Here is a 1,578-nt window from a genome sequence, read left to right on the forward strand (position 1 = left end):
CCCCCCATTCGAAGACCCGGTACTGATATTTACGCTGGTGCTTCTCATTATACTCATTGCGCCCATCATCCTAAATAAGTTAAGAATACCAGGTATAGTAGGCCTTATACTGGCAGGGGTGATCGTAGGCCCCAATGGATTAAACTTATTGTTAAGGGATTCAAGTATCATCTTATTCGGAACAGTCGGTCTGTTGTATATTATGTTTCTGGCGGGTCTGGAAATCGATATGATAGACTTCAAGAAGAACAAGAACAAAAGTCTGATATTCGGAGCATTCACCTTTTTTATACCCATCACGGTAGGAACACTCATTTTCTATTACCTGATGGACTATGAATTACTTTCCGCCATTCTGCTATCGAGTATGTTTTCCTCGCATACACTCATTGCCTATCCGATTGCAAGCAGGTTGGGTATAGGTAAAAATGAAGCTGTAACGATTACGATTGGTGGAACGATCATTACGGACACAGCCGTCCTGTTGGTACTAGCCGTAGTGGCTGGATCTTCGGAAGGGAACCTGGACTTCCTGTATTGGTTTAAGCTAGCCGTATCGCTGTCCGTTTTTGCAGGTATAGTCATGTTCGTTTTCCCCTACATCGCCAAATGGTTTTTTAAGCACATCGAGGGAGAAAAAGGAGCCCAGTACATCTTTGTGCTGACAATGGTATTTGCTGCAGCTTTTCTGGCTGAGGTGGCAGGCGTAGAAGCCATCATCGGAGCCTTCCTTGCCGGACTGGCGTTGAACACACTCATACCCCATACCTCCGCGCTGATGAACCGGATAGAGTTTGTCGGTAATAACATATTCATTCCCTTCTTCCTGATCAATGTAGGTATGATTGTCGATCTTCGGGTACTGTTCAGAGGGCCTGAGGCATTGATTATAGCAGGCACCATAGTAGCTGTGGCCTTATTGACAAAATTTTTTGCAGCATGGGCTACCCAGAAGGTATTTAATTATTCGGCAATCCAGCGCGATCTTATTTTCGGATTGAGCAGCGCACATGCTGCCGCCACCCTGGCCGTGGTGCTGGTTGGATTCAACCTGGGGATCGTCAATGAAGACGCGCTGAATGGCACCATTGTCCTGATCTTGGTATCCTGCCTGGTGAGTTCGTTTGTAACAGAAAAGACCGGCAAGAAGCTCGCCATTATTGAAAGCAGGCGAAAACCCAACCTGAGTGAAAAACCGGATCGCATCCTGGTGCCGATTGCCAACCCCGGTAACATCGAGAAATTGATAGACTTGTCTATTATGCTTAAGAACCCGGATTATCATGAGCCTATTTATCCGCTGGCCGTCGTCATAGATAATGATAACGCAGATGAAGAAATATACAAGAAGAACAAAATGCTGCAGGAAGCCATCACCCATGCCTCCGCCACAGACAATGATGTGCAATTGGTTTCCAAAATAGATATCAACGTAGCAAGCGGTATACTGCGCGCGATAAAAGAACTGATGATAACCGAAGTGATCCTGGGTTGGAATGCCAAGATCACCACAAAGGACCGGATATTCGGAACGGTGCTGGATAATTTGCTCGAGAATACCGAACAGATGATCCTGGT

1 protein-coding gene is annotated in these 1,578 nt (G+C 45.9%); it reads left to right on the forward strand.

Annotation, left to right across the window (positions count from 1 at the left end):
- Positions 1–1,578: cation:proton antiporter (locus OB13_RS19790; protein WP_461491912.1), on the forward strand; the 1,578-nt coding region annotated here is incomplete at both ends.

The sequence above is a fragment of the Pontibacter sp. HJ8 genome (genome assembly GCF_054824225.1).